This is a genomic window from Cupriavidus sp. SS-3 (assembly GCF_035818815.1).
In the GTDB taxonomy this organism is placed as follows: domain Bacteria; phylum Pseudomonadota; class Gammaproteobacteria; order Burkholderiales; family Burkholderiaceae; genus Cupriavidus; species Cupriavidus taiwanensis_C.
Genome location: NZ_JAYLVT010000021.1, coordinates 86,314 through 105,610, shown reverse-complemented (window position 1 = coordinate 105,610; position 19,297 = coordinate 86,314). Strand labels below are relative to the sequence as shown.

General features: G+C 63.6%; 15 protein-coding genes. 8 read left to right on the top strand and 7 right to left on the bottom strand.

Translation table 11 applies throughout. The annotated features are described in order from the left end of the window. Positions 1–21: 21 nt before the first annotated feature. On the bottom strand, positions 22–1,728 hold the full coding sequence (locus U9J39_RS25160; RefSeq protein ID WP_326348431.1) for a site-specific integrase: 1,707 nt from the start codon (positions 1,726–1,728) through the stop codon (positions 22–24). Positions 1,729–3,062: 1,334 nt separating this feature from the next. Between U9J39_RS25160 and U9J39_RS25150 the strand changes: the two genes are divergently transcribed. From U9J39_RS25150 to U9J39_RS25140, 3 genes are all read left to right on the top strand, one after another. Next, on the top strand, positions 3,063–3,497 hold the full coding sequence (locus tag U9J39_RS25150; RefSeq protein ID WP_326348430.1) for a YybH family protein: 435 nt from the start codon (positions 3,063–3,065) through the stop codon (positions 3,495–3,497). Between the two features lie 28 nt (positions 3,498–3,525). Continuing rightward, positions 3,526–4,188, top strand: a complete 663-nt coding sequence (locus U9J39_RS25145; RefSeq protein WP_326348429.1) for a DUF2889 domain-containing protein — start codon at positions 3,526–3,528, stop codon at positions 4,186–4,188. 521 nt (positions 4,189–4,709) lie between these two features. Next, positions 4,710–6,134 carry an MmgE/PrpD family protein gene (locus U9J39_RS25140; RefSeq protein WP_326348428.1) on the top strand — a complete coding sequence of 475 codons (1,425 nt, stop codon included), beginning with the start codon at positions 4,710–4,712 and terminating at the stop codon, positions 6,132–6,134. Positions 6,135–6,307: 173 nt separating this feature from the next. Here the strand turns inward: U9J39_RS25140 and U9J39_RS25135 are convergent, their stop codons facing one another. Continuing rightward, entirely contained in the window at positions 6,308–7,282 is a 975-nt protein-coding gene (locus tag U9J39_RS25135; protein ID WP_326348427.1) for a LysR family transcriptional regulator, read from the bottom strand. A 203-nt stretch (positions 7,283–7,485) separates the two neighbouring features. Between U9J39_RS25135 and U9J39_RS25130 the strand changes: the two genes are divergently transcribed. From U9J39_RS25130 to U9J39_RS25115, 4 genes are all read left to right on the top strand, one after another. Continuing rightward, on the top strand, positions 7,486–8,406 hold the full coding sequence (locus U9J39_RS25130) for an alpha/beta hydrolase (RefSeq protein WP_326348426.1): 921 nt from the start codon (positions 7,486–7,488) through the stop codon (positions 8,404–8,406). Positions 8,407–8,623: 217 nt separating this feature from the next. Beyond that, positions 8,624–9,559 (top strand): alpha/beta hydrolase, encoded by a 936-nt coding sequence (locus U9J39_RS25125; RefSeq protein ID WP_442784926.1) that lies wholly within the window; start codon positions 8,624–8,626, stop codon positions 9,557–9,559. A 91-nt stretch (positions 9,560–9,650) separates the two neighbouring features. Then, a complete protein-coding gene (locus U9J39_RS25120; protein WP_326348425.1) occupies positions 9,651–10,286 on the top strand; it encodes an SDR family oxidoreductase in 636 nt (211 codons plus the stop codon). 197 nt (positions 10,287–10,483) lie between these two features. After that, entirely contained in the window at positions 10,484–11,146 is a 663-nt protein-coding gene (locus U9J39_RS25115) for a flavodoxin family protein (RefSeq protein ID WP_326348424.1), read from the top strand. Positions 11,147–11,323: 177 nt separating this feature from the next. Here U9J39_RS25115 and U9J39_RS25110 read toward each other — a convergent pair whose 3' ends face one another. The 3 genes from U9J39_RS25110 to U9J39_RS25100 all read right to left on the bottom strand — a co-directional run bounded on the left by U9J39_RS25110 (position 11,324) and on the right by U9J39_RS25100 (position 16,326). Then, entirely contained in the window at positions 11,324–14,827 is a 3,504-nt protein-coding gene (locus U9J39_RS25110; protein WP_326348423.1) for a pyruvate carboxylase, read from the bottom strand. Positions 14,828–14,920: 93 nt separating this feature from the next. Then, complete coding sequence (locus U9J39_RS25105) at positions 14,921–15,148, bottom strand: hypothetical protein (RefSeq protein WP_326348422.1); 228 nt, start codon at positions 15,146–15,148, stop codon at positions 14,921–14,923. Between the two features lie 428 nt (positions 15,149–15,576). Then, positions 15,577–16,326: an SDR family NAD(P)-dependent oxidoreductase gene (locus U9J39_RS25100; protein WP_326348421.1), complete on the bottom strand. Its 750-nt coding sequence runs from the start codon at positions 16,324–16,326 to the stop codon at positions 15,577–15,579. Between the two features lie 347 nt (positions 16,327–16,673). On the opposite strand from U9J39_RS25100, the gene U9J39_RS25095 reads away from it, so the two are divergent. Continuing rightward, positions 16,674–17,429, top strand: a complete 756-nt coding sequence (locus U9J39_RS25095) for an IclR family transcriptional regulator (protein ID WP_326348420.1) — start codon at positions 16,674–16,676, stop codon at positions 17,427–17,429. A 40-nt stretch (positions 17,430–17,469) separates the two neighbouring features. On the opposite strand, the gene U9J39_RS25090 is transcribed toward U9J39_RS25095, so the two are convergent. Further along, a complete protein-coding gene (locus U9J39_RS25090; protein WP_326348418.1) occupies positions 17,470–18,273 on the bottom strand; it encodes an IclR family transcriptional regulator in 804 nt (267 codons plus the stop codon). A gap of 211 nt (positions 18,274–18,484) precedes the next feature. Next, a complete protein-coding gene (locus U9J39_RS25085) occupies positions 18,485–19,168 on the bottom strand; it encodes a nitroreductase (RefSeq protein ID WP_326348417.1) in 684 nt (227 codons plus the stop codon). Positions 19,169–19,297: the final 129 nt, after the last annotated feature.

The window sequence follows — 19,297 nt, the reverse complement described above, 5'->3', positions numbered from 1 at the left end:
GTTTCGCAACGGATCACTCGGCTAGTCACGATGGGCTGGGAAGGCAGTCCCAAGCTGTCGTGCCCGCCTCACTTCGTCACCGTGCAGATAGGTTGAGGTCGTAGAAATTGAGGCATGACGCAGGTTGTCCCGAACCGTCGTCAGTTCCGCGCCTCGGGCCAGCGCGTGGGTCGCATGGGTATGTCGCATCCAGTGTGGGCTCGCGTGTTTTAGCTTCTCAGCCACAGCCGGATGGTCGTTGGCGATCAGCGCGCCAGCCTGTGCGAAAAATCGCCGCACCACATGCCACAGACGCGTGCTGGTGATACCGGCCTCCGTGTCCTGGCCCAACCCGCCGACGAGCGGCGTCGTAGGGTCCCATCGCGCCGCCGACACCGGCAGGGCGCGCGCGACGAGGTAATGATCCAGCGCCGCCCGGGCCAACGGCGGCAGCGCAACCCGGCCGGCGCGATTGCCCTTGCCGATCAGCTTGAGCCAGGGATCGCCCTGGCCGTCGGTCTCGATGTCACCGAGGCTTGCACCGACCAGCTCGCTGGCGCGCAGCCCGGTGGCGTAGCCAAAGTCCAGCACAAAACGCAGCCGCTGCGCGGCCGGCGCGTCCCAGCCATACGACCACTCCAGGCCGTCGGCAAGGGTGCGAATCAGCAGCCATTCGCCTTCGGTGAAGGCATGCGAGCTGTCCAATGCCGCCGTGCGTCCCCCGCCCCGCACCTTGATGCCGGCAAACGGATTGGCCAGCAGATAGCGTTGCTGGATCAGCCAGCGGAACATCGCGCCCAGGATGGACATGGCATGGGCGGTGGAGCGGGCCGACAGGCCGCCGGTGAACGGACGCCAATCGGGCGCGCTCCGCGGTCTGGCTGACCCAACCCAGCGCGCATGGGGCGCCGGGCGCCGCAGGAAGCTGCGGTAGGCCGTCGCATCCTCGGTGGTGAGCGACGATAACGGCCGCCCGCGTTCGATAATCGCCCACAGGATCAGGCGCTCGGCCTCCTTGCGGTAAGTCCGCTGGGTGGCCGGCGATTCGTGCAGGGCCAGCCACGCCTGGATCGCCGCATAGTCATTGTCCGCATTGAGGGTGCAAGTTGCGCGTGGCGCGCGGAACTTCCCCTGCGACCCATTCACTTCATGCGGCAGTCGCAGTTGCTCCCATGGCACGACCATGCCCCGCGGTGTCTGGGCAATCAGCGCCCGCGCGCGGTCGGTCAGTTGCGGATGCCGGGCGAAGAACGCCTCAACCTGCCGGGCCCCGGCCGTGCCCAGGCCCGGGATTGCGGCCCACCAGCGGCGCCGGCGCGGCACCCGCACGGTCAGGGCCGCCAGCGTGTCGATGCCCTGCGCCCGCAGCGCCGCGACCGCGCGCGGCGCCAGCCACAACCCGATGTCGTCGCTGATGGCCGGTGCCGGCGGCGGCAGCGTGCGCAGCGCCTCGATGGCCTGGTCCGCTGCCCTGCCCTGCTCCGCCCGCTCGGTCGCGGGCATCTCAAACAGTCGGGCCAGGTCCTCGCGCTGGCGGCTGCGGGCATACCCCGCCAACTGGCGCCGGATCCGACCCAGGAGGCCGCGCGACGACTGCCCTTGCGCCCGCGCCTCGCCCAAGTAGCGGATAACGGCTTCCCGGCTCGACAGACCCGTATGCCAGGCGCGTAGCGCGGCGAGGGCGGCGGCATCCGGGAAGCCGGCTTGCGCACTCGGTGGCGGGTCGGTCAGGGTGAGGCGGGATTTCATGCTCGCAAGTTTAGCGCAAGTATGCTGCTATTACGATAAGGATACTTATCGTAATAGCTGTCATTGCTCGCATGATTGCAGAATGATAGCTGCCGATTCCAACCTGGCTTCGAAGGGCAGGTGCGGCTAGTTCCGCGTACTGGTGATGCTCTAGTACTCGATCGGTTCCAGAAGGCGTGTGACCACTGATGCCGCAGTGCTTGCCGCCGTGCCGCTGGCCCGAGGTAAGGGACGCCGGTCCAGCGTGGCACGCGGCCAAGATTGCGGAGTGCGGCGGCCTGTGTACCGTCAACCCCAGGGATGACGGCGTAATGATCCGCGTCGGCAACGACGCGCTCGAGATCGAGCCAATTTCCCCGTCGAATCGCTGCACAACACGTACCCTATCGGCCCATCTGCTGTACGAGAACAGCGATCCATTTTTGCTGCCCGAGTCAGGCGGCACTCTAAACGTCGCTGATGCGTGTTTACACGCTATCGATGATAGGGTCGTCAGGGAGACCGTGCCGTTCCGTCGCAACCGGACCGCTTCCTGACCCGACTGGAGCGGAACCTCATCGAGCGGATCGCCACGACACTCGGGGAGCAAGCCGGAAAGTTTCACCTGTCCCTGCGACAATATGGCTGGAATGCAGCGCTAGCAGACCGTCGGCAGAAGCGGCGGATCGAAGCGCCCTGCCGCTTCCAGTTCGTCCGGCGTCAGCCCGTAGTCCGCCATCTGCGCCTGGATACAGCAGATCGCGTCCGCCCGCTCAGTGTTCGGCTTGGCTTCGGCTTTTCGCCAGTCGTAAGGCGTCCCCTAGTAGGGCAACAGATCGCGCAGTTGGGCCAGGTGTGCCCCCTGGGTCCGATCGGCTACCGTTTCCTGCTCCGGCCACGGTGTTGCCGTGACGCGTAGGGCATAGATTCGCGAGCGCGGCTTCCGGAACCTTCACGTGGAAAGGACGGATGAGTTGCTTCAAATCGCCGTAGGGGCAGATTCCGCCATCGAAGATTGAGGCAATCGTGCGAAAAGAAGCCCCGCGGCGAGCCTCGGGGCATAAGCTCGCTGAGGCGAGCATGGAGACAACGGCTACCGACTTCTGGCATGCACGCGTTCACTATGCTGTACCCGAGGAAAATTACCAATCACTCTGTGCGGACTCTCCCGTACTTTGAAACATCTCGGCAAACTCCCGCCGTGCAGCCGCGCTGTGGCATTCCAACGTACGGAACTCCCTGTCTTTTCGGTTGAGTTGGCGGGCGTCGTCGCCGTAGCATTGCCGGCATTGGCACGGGGATGGCGTGGCCGGGAACTCCCGGGTCGCGCCTGGCAATGATATGACAAGGCAACCATGACCGAACATCACGCGACAAGCACGAACGCCGCGCGTGCGCAGGCCGTACTGCAAGATGTCGAGCGCCGCTGGAACACCGCCGCACTGACATGGAATGCCGACGCGCTGACCGCGCTGTACGCGCCCGAGGCGCTGTTCTTTGGGGGCCGCCCGGGCCACGCTGTGGGCCAGGCGGCGATCCTGGGGTACTTTGCCTCGTACACCGGGACCCTGCGCTCGGCATCGATGTCTCTGGCCGATCAGACCCTGGTTGAACTTGGCGCGGACACGTTGCTGGCGCAGGGGCATGCAAACTTCCGCTTCGTGCTCGTAGACGGGCGCGAAACCGAATCGGCGCTGCGGACAACTTGGGTGCTGGTCAAGCGCCTGGGCGTGTGGCAGATTCTGCAGCACCACTTTTCCCCGACACCGGAAGCACCGCCTATCCAATAGCCGGCGCACCCCTCATCGAGAAGACCCGATGCACGAAGACCAAGCGCCCGCCGACCATTCCGCGCCAACGTTTGCCAACGAATTGCCGCCGTCGGCACCACGACGCCACCTGCATACCCGCGCTGTCATCATGCAAGGCTTTCGCCGTGATGACGGCTTATGGGACATCGAAGGTGAGATGAAGGACAGCAAGACCGCGCCCTGGCCCAGTTGGGAAAGCGGTGAGCAACCGCCCGACGTGCCTATACACCACATGCGGGTCCGCATCACGCTGGACAACACTTATACCGTCCGGGCCATCGCTGCAGTACTGCCTTCGATTCCTTTTCGCGAATGCACCGGGGGCATTCCGCCGCTGCAAGGCTTGGTTGGCGCAAGCATCGCGCGCGGCTGGCGCAAGGCGCTGGAGATCACATTGGGCAGCATCCGCGGCTGCACGCATCTGCGCGAACTGCTCATGAATCTCGGTACCGTGGCCTACCAGACCGTGGGCGGCGAAACGCGGCGCCAGGAATGGGAAGCCCTGCCCGAACCCCACATCAGACCTCCGGCGGCGACATCGCCCAAGCCGCATTGGGACAAGTGCCTCGGCTGGCGGCTTGACGGCGAAGTGATCAGGCGGTTAGCCCCGGATTTCTACCAACCCTCCGGCAACGCTTCGGCGGGCACCAATCCAGCCGCTCCGGACTAACCATCGACGCTGGCGGCCGCCGCCGTGCCAGGTACACCGTGGAATTGCGGCTATCCACAATGAATGCAGGAACTTTGCTCCTTCTAAACAAGCGCGCAATCAAGACTTCAGCGCAAGGACGTTCTTAAACCCACTCCGCAACAAACCACTTGACCGCGCCGCCACGAAAACTGGCGCAAGCCACATCCATCACCGCGTTGGCAAGCCATCGAAGCGGGACCCAATGATGGCATTTTTCTTAGTACGGAACTTGGCGAGGCCACCGCTTGACGATGCCCGCCGGCGGCGTCGAAACTCGTTTGCGCCAACGTCTCACCGCAACTGCGCGGACGACAACGACGAGCTTGCGCGCCGCCTAGCGGCCACTACGAAGGAGAAGCGTGCAGCCACACGCAACCGACGACGATTGTCCTATCGAGCGCCGTGTTGCCACGCACCCTTCACCCAGTTCCTTCAGCACGATCTGCAGCGCACGATGAAGATCGTCACCGACCTCAAGCTGGCAAAGGAGTGAATATCCTATGGGCAAGACCATTATCGAACACCTGGCAGAGTTCTCGGTGAATACCGAAATCGCGCGGCTGCCACCGAATGTCGTTGAAGAATGCAAGCGCGACGTACTCGACGCCATCGGCTGCGCGCTGGCAGGCATTGAACATCCGAAGGGGCGCATCGGCATTGAGGCCGGCCGGCGGCTGGGTGGCACCGGAGGCAGTGCGACAATCATCGGTACATCTCGCAAGTCCACCCCGCACGGCGCGGCATTCGCCAACGGCGAGCTGATCAATGCGTTGGACGCGGACTCCGTGCTGCTGCCTGGCCACGTGAGTCCCTACGTGCTGCCGGGCGCCTTCGCGTCCGCCGAGGTGCACCAGCGCTCGGGAAGTGATCTGATCGCCGCCATCGCCGTATCGCACGAGATTTCCTACCGGTTGGGCGCCGCCATGAGCGGTTATCGCGACACCAAAGATGGTAAGGCCGCGAATACATCGGTCGTTGGCTACAGCAGCACGATTTTCGGCGCGACGGCGTCGGCTGCCAAGCTCAAGGGGCTTAACGTAGACCGGCTGGCCAATGCACTGGGCATCGCCGCCGCCACAGCGCCGGTCAACTCGCAGCGCGCCTGGTTCATGCACACGCCGACCGCGACGATCAAATACCAGATGGCCGGCGCATTGACCAATGCCGCGCTGTCGGCCGCGGACATGGGAGATCTTGGCCACCGTGGTGACCTGAAAATGTTGGATGACGAAGAATTCGGGTATCCGCGCTTTGTCGGTACCTCGCGCTGGTCACCTGAGCTTCTTACCACCGGACTCGGCGAAGAATGGCGCTTCCCCGCCTTCCAGATGTTCAAGCCTTATCCGCACTGCCGCGTCATGCACGCACCCCTGGACCTACTGATCGATCTCGTGGCACAGCACGACATACGCGTCGAGGAAATCAAGGGAATCACTTCCTACGGAGAGGGCTGGGCCTACGAGCTGCCTTGCTTCACAAACCGCGAGATCACCGAGCTGCATGACGCGCAGTTCTGCTTCGCGCATGGCCTGGCTGTCGCTGCTCACCGCATCCCACCCGGCAGACAATGGCAGGATCCGTCCGTCGTGTTCGACCCATCGGTCATGACCCTGATGCACCGGGTAAAGCTGGAAACACACCCGACCTACTTCCAGTCCATTTCGGCGGACATCACCAGCCGCCCGTCACGCGTTGAGATCCGTGCACGTGGCCAGACGTTCGCTGCCGAGAAGCATTACCCCAAGGGCACGCCTTCGGCCGACCCGCAGACCTACATGGCCACGGAGGAACTGGTTTGCAAGTTCCGCACCTTCGTCGATGGTCTTCTTTCAGCCGCAACCATCGACACGGTCCTGGACAGCGTCCTGCACCTGGAGCAGGTCGATGACTTTGGCAGGATCATGCGCCTGCTCGCGCGGCAGTAGGTAAAGTAGAACGCCCCCCTTCCCACGCGTCGTACCGACTCATCTCCCAAGGCAGCGCGCTGTCCACGGGTTCTGGTCGGCGCAATGCGCGCGACCGCTAATGTCTCCTTCAATGGCCCGCGTCATGCTCAGAGAAGAAGTTCGCTGATTCAGAGGCGACTTCGGCAGCGCCATTATCGCGTTGCACGTCGCTTCTTGACGTTTCGCCGCCTATTCTCCAAAGCCGATTTCTCGGCCTCCAGGAGGCCTCTCTTTTCAATCAGGAAGTCCATCAGTACGCGAACCTTGAGGGGCATCTGAGCGCGCGAGGGAACATAGAGGTAGAACCCCGCAAAAGGCTTGCACCACGGCTGAAGGACGCGCATCAATGAACCGTCCGCGATCAGATGGCGCACCGCAATATCCACATGTTGGACGAGTCCGGCGCCTTGAAGGGCCATGCGGATCATGCTGTCGTCATCATTGGTGATCAAAGATCCCTGAGGCACTACAACGAACGCATGGCCATTCGGTTCCGGGGAGCTGAACTCCCACCGAAAGATGGCTCCGCTCGATGTGTGTCGGTACGCCACGCAGTCATGCTCGGCCAGATCTGCGGGAGACTCCGGCACACCGCGGCGCTCGAAGTAGTCAGGCGAGGCAACGACGGCCATCTCCAACGACGGCGAAATCGGGACAGCCACGACATGTTGCGCCAGGCTTTCTCCCATGCGGACGCCTGCGTCACATCCATCCGCCACAATGTTGGAGAACCCGTCATCCAGCAAGATTTCCAGCTTCAACTCGGGATAGCGCGCAAGGAATTCAGCAAGATGCGGTTCAATCAGGTTCCGGGATGCAATCCTCGATGTGTTGATTCGCAACAGACCCGAGGGGGACGTATTGGCTTCGCCCACGCTGCGCACGGCTTGCTCGATCGTCCCGAACGCCGGGCGGATCTGGTCGAACAGACGCTGCCCCTCCTCTGTCAACGACATGTCGCGCGTCGTGCGGTAGATGAGCTTGACATTCAGTTGCTGCTCCAGAGTTTTAAGGCTCTGCGACAGCGCGGCACGCGTGACCCCCATCTCCGCTGCAGCCTTCGTGAAACTACCGTGCTGTGCAATGAGGGAGAACCAAGCGAGCGCAGGTATTTTGGATGGATCCATCGTGCGTCATTGTTAAGCCAGGCTTACATGTGTAGTAGATGTCAGCGCCTTGTCGCTTGTCAATACGCTTCCTACCATACGAACTCAAGCGACAGACTCTCGGGCAATGTCCCAGGGTGAAATGGGCGTCCCATATGACACCCCGGAGGTCTGAAGCTGTGATGAATGCGTGCTTGCTTTCCACCGAACCTCGGGATATCCCTATGCAAAAAGTCAACTTCAAGAACTTCAACGGCCAAAGCATCACCCTGGCCGCCGTAATCAACTTTCCGGAGGGCTTCGACAAGAGCAAGAAGTACCCGGCCATCGTCGTGTCGCACCCGGGAGGCGGCGTGAAGGAGCAGACCGCCGGCCTCTACGCCAGGAAGCTGGCGGAAAAGGGCTTCGTCACCATTGCTTACGACGCCTCCTACCAGGGCGAAAGCACGGGCGAGCCCCGGCAGTTGGAAAATCCCTACGTTCGTACCGAAGACGTAAGTGCGGTGATCGACTACCTGACCACGCTGCCTTACGTGGACCACGCGAACATTGGCGCCATGGGCATCTGCGCCGGCGCGGGGTACACCGCCAACGCTGCAATCAACGACCGCCGGATCAAGTCCGTCGGAACGGTGAGCGCGGTCAACATCGGTTCGATGTTCCGCAATGGCTGGGAGAACAACATCAAGGACTCCGATGCCGTAGCGGTGCTGGAACTCGGCTCGAATGCCCGCACTACCGACGCTGGCAACGCGGCCAGGAACGAGAGTTTCCCGCTGGCCCCCATGCGCAAGGAAGATGCCCCGAACAAAGAGTTGGAAGAAGCATGGGAGTATTACCACACGCCCCGCTGCGAGCATCCGAACGCCCCCGGCTTCATGACTACCCGCAGCCTGACGCAAATCGTCTCCTACGACGCCTACAATAAGGCCGAGGCCTTCCTCACCCAGCCTATCCAGAGCGTGGTGGGCAGCGTGGCCGGCAGCAAGTGGATGAGCGACGATCTTCTCGCTCGCGCAGCCAGCAAGGACAAGCACATGCATATTGTCGAGGGCGCCAACCACATGTCGCTCTATGACGTGCCGAAGTACGTGGATGAGGCCGTATCCGTGCTTACCCCGTTCTTCCAGCGCACCCTGAAGTAACCCCTCCGGCGCGGCTGCGTGTATGAAGCCGCGCTCCCCCCTTCTAAGCAGCTACAGCACGAGACCTGTCTGTCTGGTGCCGGCACGGACGCCGACATACCCTCCATTTCGGCATCGCGCATTTTCACGGCCCTGGGTATTGCTCGCTGCGTCTTTGAAGAGCGGAATCTGAGCCGGTTCTCTCCACACTGAACCAGAACCCGATCAGGAGATAAGCATGTCATCGACCACTATCAAGCACGTCACCTACAAGAACCTCGGCTGGGACACGGCCGCCGACCTTTACCTGCCTCCGAGCTTCGACGAAAGCAAGAGGTACTCCGCCATCGTCAGCACGCACCCTATCGGCAGTTGCAAGGAGCAGACAGCGGGTAACATCTATGCAGCCGGGCTCGCCAAGGAAGGGTTCATCGTGCTGGTGCACGATGCCAGCTTCCAGGGCGCCAGCGGTGGCACGCCACGCTTTATCGAGGACCCGGCGATTCGCGTCTCTGACATACGTTTCGCCGTCGACTATCTGCAATCCCTGCCCTACGTCGATGAGCAGCGCATCGGTGCCATCGGCGTGTGCGGCGGTGGCGCCTACACGATCCATGCGGGTATCACCGACCATCGCCTCAAGGCACTGGTATCGATCACCGGCGTCAACTTCGGCCGCCTGATCCGGGAAGGGTTCGCCAACTTCAAGCCGCTGGAGTCCATTGAGAACATGGCCAAGCTGCGCACCGCCGAGGCGAAGGGCGGCGACCGCAGCGTCGTCAACCTGCTGCCGGAGTCGGTTGAGGCAGGCAGGAAGGCTGGCGTCACGGACATTGACGTGCTCGAGGCCACCGAATACTACAAGACCTCCCGAGGCCAGCAACCCAATGGCGCCACCAGCCAGTTGATGTCCTTCAGCAGTGCCGCCATGGGCTGGGACGCCTTCCTGAACGCCGAGGTGCTGCTGACCCAGCCACTGATGATCGTCATTGGCGACAAGCCCGGCGGTTTCGGCGCCTACCGCGACGGCTGGGAGATCCACGGCCGTGCTGCCTCCACGAACAAGCAAATCGTCGTGGCGGAAGGCTGGTCGCACTACGACCTCTACGACAAGGCCGAGCCTGTGGCCCTCGCTATGGCGAAGGTAGTGCCTTTCTTCAAGGACAACCTCTAAAGACAGGGGCATGCGGCTGCCCCTGAGCATCGCGGACAACGGCACCTGCATAGGTGCCTGAGCCCATAGCCCATAGAAAAGGAATGCAACCATGAAGAACGTACTCGTGCTCGGTGCCAATGGCCAGATCGCACAATGGGTCGTCAAAGCCCTGGCCGGTGACAAGGATGTCAACCTGACTTTGCTCGTGCGCAATCCCAGGAAGCTCGGAGATACCCCCGCGAACGCCAAGGTCGTGATCGGCAGCGTGCTCGACAAGAGGCTGCTTCAACAGGCAATGACGGGCCAGGATATCGTTTATGCCAACCTCACTGGCGACGACCTAGAAGCGCAAGCAAAGCAAGTGATTGCCGCCATGCAAGCCACCGGGGTCACGCGGCTGATCTTCGTGCTGTCGCTGGGCATCTACGACGAAGTGCCAGGCAAGTTTGGCAAATGGAACAACGCCACGATCGGAGAAGATCTCAAGCCCTTCCGCCGCGCGGCCGATGCCATTGAAGCCTCGAGCCTGCAATACACCATCCTGCGTCCTGCCTGGCTGACAGACGAGGACGAGGTGGACTATGAGCTGACGGTCAGGAATGAGCCGTTCAAGGGTACAGTCGTCTCGCGCAGGAGCGTGGGTGACCTTATCACCAGGATCATCGAATCGCCAGCGCTGCACCTGGACGAGAACTTGGGCGTGAGCAAGCCAAACAGCGACGGCGACAAGCCGTTCTTCATGTAAGGGACGTATTGCGGGCATGTGCATCAACTGTGCGTTCCAGCAGTGCAAGCCCCCACAGCCGGCGCGGGTGCTGGTCGATGACCGCGAAACCCACCCTGTACTGCAATGCGTGCCGTGACCAAGCGGAAATGATTCACGGCGCTTTTGCATCTGGCAGCAACGCCACCTCTCATGCAAGAACAACCATGAAACGCCGCATGACGCTTCTGCACTGGTTCCTTATCGCGCTGGGCCTCGCCTTGATAGCGGCACTGGGTGTGCTGCGCTCTGTTACCTGGATCGAGAGTCGCCAGGCACGCCAACTAGAGGAAAAGGGCCCGTATGTGCCCACCGCCACCGCGCCGACCTCGCGCACTGCAGTGGTGTACTTTTCTCGCTCAGGCAATACGGCGTTGGCCGCGCGCCACGTGGCCAAACGGCTGGATGCCAGGCTGTTCGCATTGGAGGCACCCGACTACCGGCTCGGACTGATCGGACTGGTGCATGCGCTCCATGACGCGAACGCGCTCAAGAGCAAGCCGAAGGCGCTCCCCGATATCACCCCACGCACAATCGACCTGACACCGTTCGATACCGTCTGGATCGGCTCGCCAGTGTGGCTGTACAGCCCTGCGCCGCCCATCTGGGCCTTTGTCGAGAATAATCGCTTCGACGGCCAGCGCGTGGTGCTGTTCAACACCTACAATAGCCATTTTGGCGACGATTATGTCGCGGCCTTGAGAGACAAGGTGATGGCGCACGGCGCGCGTTCCTTCGAGCATCGCCATGTGCTCCGCGGACGAATGACGCGCCAACTCACGCCCGACGAGATGCTGCGCGCCATCGACGACGAATGGTTCGCAGCTCAATCCGGGCGTTGATGTTCTTTCAGGGAGGCAAAGCGAAGGGATCCTGAGTCTGCTTTGCAGATGCCCCGCAGCCTTGGGGAAACGCGCCCGCTGGCGCCAGCAGGGGCCAGCCACAGGGCAGCCGCGAGCGTCCTCTGCCGCGCCGTTCCGGATCCCCACTTCCGGAACGGCGCAAATATGCGCTCAACCTCACTGCCTGAGTTCGATCAGCAAGTCCTTCGCGGCCACCCGGTCGCCCTGCTGCACATGCACTGCGGCAATCTCACAATCGCGCTCGGCCGCGATGTGGGTCTCCATCTTCATCGCTTCCAGCGCAAGCAGCGTCGTGCCTGCGGCCACGCGCTGTCCCGGCTGCACCGCCACGGTCACAATGGAGCCCGGCATCGGCGCGGCGATATGCAGCGGATTGTCGGGATCGGCAACGATCCGGCGGTGACGCGCCGGACCGGCTTGCTCGGCGCTGCGCTGTTCGATCAGCGCCGTACGTGATTGCCCGTTCAGTTCGAACTGGACCTTGATGTTGCCCTCCTCGGCATCGGGATGCATCCCCTGCAGGGAAACCATCAAAGTCTTGCCCGCCGCGATGTCGATGGCCACCTCTTCCTGGGGCTGCAGGCCGTACAGGAAGGCCGGCGTGGGCACGACTGAGGTATCGCTATAGGTCCGGACGTGCGCGTGGTAGGCGACCGCCTGCTTGGGGTACATCAGGTAAGACGCAAGCTGCCGGTCGTCAATCGATTGTTCGCACGCCGCTTCCGCCTCGGCGCGTGCGGCATCGAGGTCCACTGCCGGGATCTGGTCGCCTGGCCGGTAAGGCGCGGGCGGCTCGCCGCGCAGGACTTTGCGCGAGAGTTCCGCGGGGAAGCCGTCGGGCGGGAAGCCCAGCTCGCCCTTGAACAGCGACACCACCGACTCGGGGAACGCAATCTCCTTGGCCGGATCGCAGACATCGGCGGCGCTCATGTCGTTGGCCACCATCATCAGCGCCATGTCGCCCACGACCTTGGACGTCGGCGTCACCTTCACGATGTCGCCGAACATCTGGTTGACCTCGGCATACGCACGCGACACCTCGGTCCAGCGATGCTCGATGCCGAGCGAGCGGGCCTGCTCGCGCAGGTTGGTGTACTGGCCACCTGGCATTTCGTGGCGGTAGACATCAGCCGTGCCGGCCCGGATCTCCGATTCGAACGGTGCGTAGTAACGACGCACGCCCTCCCAGTACATCGATGCCTCGTGCAGGCGCTCGAGGTCGAGTCCGGGGTCGCGCTCGCTGCCGGCCAGCGCCGCGGCGATGCTCGACAGGTTCGGTTGCGAGGTGAGCCCGCTCATGGCATCGAGCGCGCCATCGACTGCATCACAGCCGGCGTCGATGGCCGCAAGCGCCGAGGCAGCCGAAATACCGCTCGTATCGTGCGTGTGGAAATGCACGGGAAGGCCCGTCTCTTCCTTGAGCGCCTTCACCAGCGCTGCCGCAGCCTGCGGACGACAGATGCCTGCCATGTCCTTGATGCCCAGCACGTGCACGCCGGCCGCCTGTAGTTCGCGCGCGATGCCGACGTAGTACTTCAGGTCGTACTTGGGGCGCGAGCCGTCGAAAATGTCACCGGTGTAGCAGATTGCGCCTTCGCACAGCGCCCCGCTCTCGCCCACGGCGTCGATGGCCACGCGCATGTTTCGCACCCAGTTCAAAGAGTCGAACACGCGGAACACGTCCACGCCGGCGCTGGCGGCCTGGCGGACGAAGAACTTCACCACGTTGTCCGCGTAGTTGGTGTAGCCGACCGCGTTCGAGCCGCGCAGCAGCATCTGGAACAGGATGTTGGGCACGCGCTCGCGCAGTTGCTCGAGGCGCTGCCACGGGTCTTCCTTCAGGAAGCGCAGCGCCACGTCGAAGGTGGCCCCGCCCCAGCACTCCATCGAGAACAGCTGCGGCAGTTCTCGCGCGTAGAACGGCGCGATCGGGAGCATGTCCGCGGTGCGCATGCGCGTGGCGAACAGCGACTGGTGCGCGTCGCGCATGGTCGTGTCCGTCAGCAGCACACGCTTTTGCTCAAGCATCCAGCGCGAGAACTTCTCCGCGCCAAGCTCGCGCAGCAGGTCGCGCGTGCCGGTCGGAAGGGCGCCAGCGGTATCCAGCTTGGGCAGCACCGGGCTGGGCAATGGCAGCGAAGGCAGCGTGCGGCCATTGATTTCCGGATGCCCGTTGACGCACACATCGCCGAGATAGCGCAGCAACTTGGTCGCACGGTCCTGCCGCTTGGCGAAGGCCAGCAGTTCCGGCGTCTTGTCGATAAAGCGCGTCGTGACCTCGCCCGAGCGGAAAGCCTGATGGTTGATGACGTTCTCGAGGAACTGCAGGTTGCACGCGACGCCGCGGATGCGGAATTCGCGCAACGCGCGGTCCATGCGCCGGATCGACTCGGGCGCCGTCGGCGCCCAGGTGGTGACCTTGACCAGCAGCGAATCGTAGTACGGCGTGATCACGGCACCGCCATAGGCCGTTCCGGCGTCCAGGCGCACGCCGAAGCCCGCCGCGCTGCGGTAGGCGGAGAGCCGGCCATAGTCCGGCAGGAAGCCGTTTTCGGGGTCTTCGGTCGTGATCCGGCATTGCAGGGCATGCCCGTTCAGCGAGATGCCCGCCTGTTCCGGCACGCCGGCAGCGCGCACGACGATCTTGCCGTCGGCATCGCGCGTGTTCTCGGTCATGCCGATATGGCCGCCCTCGGTAATGCGGATCTGCGCCTTGACGATATCGACCCCCGTGACCATCTCGGTGACCGTGTGCTCGACCTGGATGCGCGGGTTGACTTCGATGAAATAGAACTGGCCGGAATCGGCATCCATCAGGAATTCGATCGTGCCCGCGTGCGTGTAGCCAACCGCGCGCATCAGCCGCATGGCCGCGTCGCACAGTTCGGCCCGGCCGGCGTCGTCGAGGTACGGCGCCGGCGCGCGCTCCACCACCTTCTGGTTGCGGCGCTGCACGGTGCAGTCGCGCTCGTACAGGTGCACCAGGTTGCCGTGCGTATCGCCCAGCGCCTGCACTTCGACGTGGCGCGCGTTGCGCACCAGTTTCTCGACATAGACCTCGTCATTGCCGAACGCCGACAAGGCCTCGCGCCGCGCGGCCGGCAGCGCGGTCTCGAGATCCTGCTCGTTCTCCAGCATGCGCATGCCGCGCCCGCCACCGCCCCAGCTCGCCTTGAGCATCAGCGGGTAGCCAATGCCGGCCGCCAGGCGCTTGCACTCATCGAGCTCCTTGGGCAAGGGATCGGTCGCCGGCATGACCGGCACGCCCGCCTCGATCGCCGCATTGCGCGCCGCCACCTTGTTCCCCAGCTTGCGCATGACCTCCGGCGACGGGCCGATCCAGCGGATGCCGGCGTCCATCACGGCTTGCGCGAAATCCGGGTTTTCCGAGAGGAAGCCATAACCCGGATGGATCGCGTCGACCTTGGCCTGCCGGGCGATGCGCAGGATGTCGTCGATGTCGAGGTAGGCCGCCAGCGGCTTCTTGCCCTCGCCAACCAGGTAGCTCTCGTCCGCCTTGAAGCGATGGAGCGCCAGGCGGTCTTCTTTCGAATAGATCGCTACCGTCCGGATATTCATCTCGGCCGCGGCGCGCATCACGCGGATCGCGATCTCGGAGCGGTTGGCAATCAGCAGGGATTTGATCGGGGTGTAGTCCATGGGCGAACAAGGAAGCGGGACATGCCGTGCACAAGCGTCACGGCATGTCAGATGATCGGGGATGCAGCGCTGGGCCTGAGGCCCGCGCTGCTGTCAGTTGTAATGGGCAAAAATGGGGTGCGAATCCATCCAGTCGTATTGCCCTGTCGTAGCCGCCCACGCCCAATTTTTTCGCCTTGGCGACTGTTTATTGCTATCGCAACGCTCGCTTCGCGTCTGACCGGCGCGCGGCTTTCGTTCATCGCCGGCAAGCTCGCGGCTGTCCGCGCCGGCTCCATTTCTTTCGTAGTACATCGCGGTGCCTTCCTCTTCCAGATCCAAGGCGCCTGCCCTTCCACGTAACGCGAGAGCCAAGCGACGGCAAATTTGCAGGCACAACCAGATGCGTGCCCGCCCGATCGTCTTGGCGCAAGAATGGGCGTGTAGCCCGGCGGCAATCCGATCGAGCCGCTCCGCTCACATGGCAACCAGATAGGCTCACATCCTTTGACGATGAAGGCCCGCGCGAGACCCTCCTCGATACCCTTGGGAGCACCGGTGGACAAGCATCGTGCGCCCGTTCAGCCCCAGTTCCATGCTTGCCCCTCGCATGCAAAACTGCGTCGGCTCAGCAGCGTCCGGGCAGATGGGTCGCGCAGGTGGACGGGGCTGAAGGGACGCTGCCACTACAGTGACCGTAGTCCGTCATTGCCTGACAACGCTCTCTTCGACTTCACGCCGGCCGACCTGGCACGCCCCTCTGGCCTGGCTTAGCCGAAGCGTCCCCCGCTCACGTGCAGTACCTCGCCGGTAATGAAGCCCGCGCGCTCGGAGGCCAGGAAGGCAACCGCGTCGGCGATATCTCCCGGACGACCAACGCGCTTGATAGGCTGCATCTGTACGGCACGCTCCTTGATGGTTTCGTACGTAGGCAAGGCCTGCACCATCTCCGTCTCGATAAATCCAGGTGCCACGCAGTTCACCGTGACGCCATAGCGCCCTTCCTCGATGGCCAGTGCCTTGGCCATGCCGATCAGCCCTGCCTTCGCCGCCGAATAGTTGGCCTGCGTAGGATTGCCCAAATGCGCGCGCGAGCTGATGTTTATGACGCGGCCCCAGCCCTGCTCAATGAAATGCGGCATCACGGCCCGGGTCGCCAGGAACGCCCCCTTGAGCATGACCTCCATGACGAGGTCCCAGTCTTCCTCGCTCATCTTCACCAGATACTTGTCCCGCGGGAATCCGGCGTTGTTGACGAGGATGTGCACGCCGCCAAATTGGGCAACCGTTTCTTCCACCAGCCGGCGCACGTCTTCAGCCTTGGTGATGTCGGCGATTACGCAATGGGCTTGCAGGCCATCAGCTCGCAGCGCCGCGACAGTCTCTTCTGCCCGCTCGCGGAGCACGTCCGTCACGACCACGCGCGCGCCCTCTTCTGCCAGCCGGCGCGCCGTTGCCGCGCCCAGGCCTCGTGCCGAACCGGTCACGATGGCGACACGATCCTTGATCTGAAGATCCATTTCCTTCCTTTTCATTTGCCGCGGCGGCGGATGCCATCGCGATAGACAGGCAGTCCGGCACCAGCGCCGAACGGACACCGGAATCGTATAAGTCGGGCCGCACCGAATCAATTGGCAATTGGTGAAGCTGCGGTTCGCCGCCCGCGAACACCGGCCGGCCTGGTTCGCGTTCCGGCAATCGCCGGCTCGCGAATCGGCATTTGAGTCGCGCGGTTGCCGCCTCTACCATCAGTTCCAGCGGTATGGATAACGCAGCGCAAGGCGCTGACAAGAGATCAGACAAGCACCCTCCCGGAGTGGTGCGCTGAAAGGGCAACCCGTTCATGACACCTCCCGCACAAATCACGATGACCCTGGAACGGGGCCTTCATGTTCTTCGTGCCTTCCGTGCCGAACGTACGCCGCTCACGAACAGCGAGATCGTCAAGCGCACCGGCCTGCCGAAAGCGACGGTGTCGCGCCTGACCACCACCCTGATCGCGCTGGGGTTCCTGCGCCGCGTCGCCGGCAGCACTCAGTTCGAGCTGGCCCCGGCTTCCCTCCAAATCGGCGACACCTACCTGGAAACCAACCCGGTCACCGATCGCGTGAATCCCTTCCTGCAGGAACTGGCGGACCGACTCAATGTGTCGGTCGCCCTTGCCGTGCCCGATCAGCTCGACATGCTCTATGTCGCACATCGAACCAGTTCGCGCATTGCGACCCTGCGCCTCGGCGTGGGTTCGCTGCTGCCGATGGGTTGGACGGCGACCGGCCGTGCCTGGCTGTGGGGCTTGCGCCCCGAGGTCCGGCATGAATACCTGGAAACGCTCAAGCGCGCAGATCGCGCGCGCATCGCCGAACTCGAACGCGGCCTCGCTGCGGCTTTCGAGGATCTGCAGACCCTTGGGGTCTGTACCTCCCTGGGCAAGTATCAGCGCAACGCTTACGGGATTGCCCTGCCTGTCACGGTGGGACGTTCGGCCACACTGATGTCGCTGAGCTGCGGCGCGGTTGAACTGGAGCCGGACATGGCAGCCATCACAGAACGCCTCGCGCCTGTGCTGAAGGCCGCGGCAGCCGACCTCGTCGAACTGCTGCGGGATGTCGATACGCGGATCTGACGGTCAATCGGTGGCGCCCTCCCCGGGCGCCACTGCGGCATCAGTGGCGCGTGCTCAGGCGCTCCTCCAGGGCATGCGCCGTCGCAGCGAGCCTCGGGCCCAACTCCCGCTCCATCCTGGCGCGATTCATGCGCGCGCTGCGGCCAACGCTGGCCAGCACCACTGACGGATGTCCCGGCACACTGACAGGCACCGCAACCGAAGCCAGCTCGCGCCCGCAAGGCGACATGCAAAAGCCGTACTGGTGGAGCTGTGACATGCCCTCGGCCATCTGCCTGCGCAGCGAAGGCCAGTCACGGCCGCTCTTGCGTTCGACGTTGCTCTGTAGGTAGAAGCGCTCCCGTTCCGGCAATGCGGCGAGCAGCGCCCAGCCCATCGGGGACGAAGCAATCGGCACGCGGATCCCGGCGGCAAGGTGCGTGTCAAGATAGACGTTCTTGCCAATCTGCGATTCATTGACAATGACATCGAGCCGGTCGCGCGCACCCAGGATGACATGCGTATCGCTGGCGTCGGCGAATCTCTGCATCTCGATGCGGGCGGCGCGTTGCACGCTGTCGCCCGAGACGGCCGCGTAGCCTAGGGTCAATGCGGCCGAGGCAAGCCGGAACTTGCGCCGGCTCTCGTCGTAGCGCACGTAGCCGAGTGCTGCCAGGGAATGCAGCATCCGGGACACGGTAGGGGCCGGAATGCCGGTCTCCACGGCAATCTCCTGGTTGCCCATCCACGGATGCTCGGCGCTGAATGCAGCCAGCACGGCCAGGCCGCGGGCCAGCGGCACCACCCGCACGTCACCCTTGTCGAGATTACGGCTCGATTGCTTCGCGCCTTGAACGGTTGCCATGGCTGTCTCCATTGTTGCCGGCCCGGCCTTCATTGGACCGTGCCGTTATTCCCGTCACGCCTCAAGCGTAATCGGCTGGCAGCGAGGCGCCCAGTTGTGTTCCGCGACGCGGCGATTCGCCAACCGCGATCCAGCGCCCCGCGTGCCGGGTGGCTGGCTCCGGGCAACGCCGGCCCAGTCTGCCCCGCCAGCTGAGATCCCGGCGCCCGCCTCAGACCAGGCGCAGGATATCGTCGACCCGGGCACGCTCGGTGCGGTAGCCATTCACAGGGTGTGCCCTGTCGGCGTAGCCGAAGGAGATGCCGCACACCACCTTGCGCCCCTCCGGAATGGCAAAGTACTTGCGGATGAAGCTGGACTGCATGGCCAGTGCTGCCTGCGGCGTGGTGGCCACGCCATGAGCCTGGGCAGACAACAGGAAGGCGCTGACGAAGCCGCCCGCGTCCACAGCGCCATAGGCACCCAGCTCCTCCGGCACGGTGACGATCGCCACATGCGGCGCACCGAACAGGCGGAAGTTTTCGAACGACTGGCTTTCGCGCTGCTCCTTGTCGCCGCGGCCAATCCCCAGCGCTTCATAGAGCTGAAAGCCGGCTTGGCGACGACGGTCGAGGTACACGCCACGGTATTCGTCCGGAAACGGGAAGTCAGAGTCCAGTTCGGGGTGCTTCCGCACCTGCTCCATCAGCGCATTCCTGAACTTTTCAGTGCTCCCGCCCGAAGTAATTACCAGATCCCAGGGTTGCGTGTTGCACCACGAGGCGGTGCCGCGCGCGGCGTCGACGATGCTGCGGATCACGTCCTCCGGCACCCCATCGCGCAAATAGGCGCGGCACGTGGCGCGCCCGAAGATCAAGCGCCGTAGCGCATCAATATCGGCATGGTGTTCGGTCATGGGGACCAGTCCTTCCAGGAGTTAGTTCGTGCCGGGCGGCGGCCCCGGCGATGCTCGCCAACCTTCCCCGAACACGAGAAGGTTGGCGCCATGGCCCATCAGAACGACTTGCTCGGGCCCAGCAGGTTG

Coding starts and splice junctions, on each gene's coding strand:
- U9J39_RS25160 (WP_326348431.1), bottom strand. CDS start 1,728: ATGAAATCCCGCCTCACCCTGACCGACCCGCCACCGAGTGCGCAAGCC.
- U9J39_RS25150 (WP_326348430.1), top strand. CDS start 3,063: ATGACCGAACATCACGCGACAAGCACGAACGCCGCGCGTGCGCAGGCC.
- U9J39_RS25145 (WP_326348429.1), top strand. CDS start 3,526: ATGCACGAAGACCAAGCGCCCGCCGACCATTCCGCGCCAACGTTTGCC.
- U9J39_RS25140 (WP_326348428.1), top strand. CDS start 4,710: ATGGGCAAGACCATTATCGAACACCTGGCAGAGTTCTCGGTGAATACC.
- U9J39_RS25135 (WP_326348427.1), bottom strand. CDS start 7,282: ATGGATCCATCCAAAATACCTGCGCTCGCTTGGTTCTCCCTCATTGCA.
- U9J39_RS25130 (WP_326348426.1), top strand. CDS start 7,486: ATGCAAAAAGTCAACTTCAAGAACTTCAACGGCCAAAGCATCACCCTG.
- U9J39_RS25125 (WP_442784926.1), top strand. CDS start 8,624: ATGTCATCGACCACTATCAAGCACGTCACCTACAAGAACCTCGGCTGG.
- U9J39_RS25120 (WP_326348425.1), top strand. CDS start 9,651: ATGAAGAACGTACTCGTGCTCGGTGCCAATGGCCAGATCGCACAATGG.
- U9J39_RS25115 (WP_326348424.1), top strand. CDS start 10,484: ATGACGCTTCTGCACTGGTTCCTTATCGCGCTGGGCCTCGCCTTGATA.
- U9J39_RS25110 (WP_326348423.1), bottom strand. CDS start 14,827: ATGGACTACACCCCGATCAAATCCCTGCTGATTGCCAACCGCTCCGAG.
- U9J39_RS25100 (WP_326348421.1), bottom strand. CDS start 16,326: ATGGATCTTCAGATCAAGGATCGTGTCGCCATCGTGACCGGTTCGGCA.
- U9J39_RS25095 (WP_326348420.1), top strand. CDS start 16,674: ATGACCCTGGAACGGGGCCTTCATGTTCTTCGTGCCTTCCGTGCCGAA.
- U9J39_RS25090 (WP_326348418.1), bottom strand. CDS start 18,273: ATGGCAACCGTTCAAGGCGCGAAGCAATCGAGCCGTAATCTCGACAAG.
- U9J39_RS25085 (WP_326348417.1), bottom strand. CDS start 19,168: ATGACCGAACACCATGCCGATATTGATGCGCTACGGCGCTTGATCTTC.